Genomic DNA, 664 nt, shown 5'->3' with positions numbered 1-664 from the left:
CGCCCGTCCCGCGCTGTTCGTCGCCGCTGCAGAAGTCACCTACCTGGTGGGGTGGATGGCGGCAGATGACGGGAAAGCCGGTCTCGCACAGCGGTACTACGTGCAGGCGGTACGGTTCGCGGACGAAGCCGAGGACCCGCTGATGCGGGCTACCGTGCTGCGGTCCATGGCAGTCCAGGCCCTGGAACTGGGCCATGCCCGCGCCGGACTCGCGCTCGCTAACGCCGCCGCTGCGGATCTTCCCGCCCAGGCTCCGACGCGCACACGTGCCTGGATCACGGGGATGTCCGCGGAGGCGATGGCCACAGCAGGCGACGATTCGCGACGTGCCCGTGGCCTGCTGCATCGGGCCGAGGCTGATCTGGAGCGTGCCGAGTCCCGTCCCGAGCACGAGTGGATCGGGAACTACCGGCGTCCGAGTTTCGAGCATCAGGTCGGGTTGACCCTGTATCAGCTCGGTGACCTGCCTGGTGCCGAGGCGCATCTCGCCGCTTCCGTGGCCTCCCGCACGCTCGACGAACGGCGTACCCGCGCGCTCATCGGTACCCGCCTGGCCGATATCCAACTCCGCCGGCAGCATCCAGACACCGCGGCACGTACTGTTCTCGGGCTCTGCGACGACCTGACCGCCGTCTCGTCCGCCCGCGTACGCGACACCCTGAGT

Annotated in this window: 1 pseudogene; it reads left to right on the top strand. The window is 69.1% G+C overall.

What is annotated here, in order from left to right:
* A pseudogene (locus U9980_RS23265) lies at positions 1 to 664 on the top strand (hypothetical protein); the annotation flags it as partial.

Origin of the sequence: Protofrankia sp. Cr1 (genome assembly GCF_963555865.1) — a bacterium.
In the GTDB taxonomy this organism is placed as follows: Bacteria; Actinomycetota; Actinomycetes; order Frankiales; family Frankiaceae; genus Protofrankia.
The sequence above is the reverse complement of the archived record's forward strand: the minus strand, read 5'-3'. Positions and strand labels throughout refer to the sequence as shown.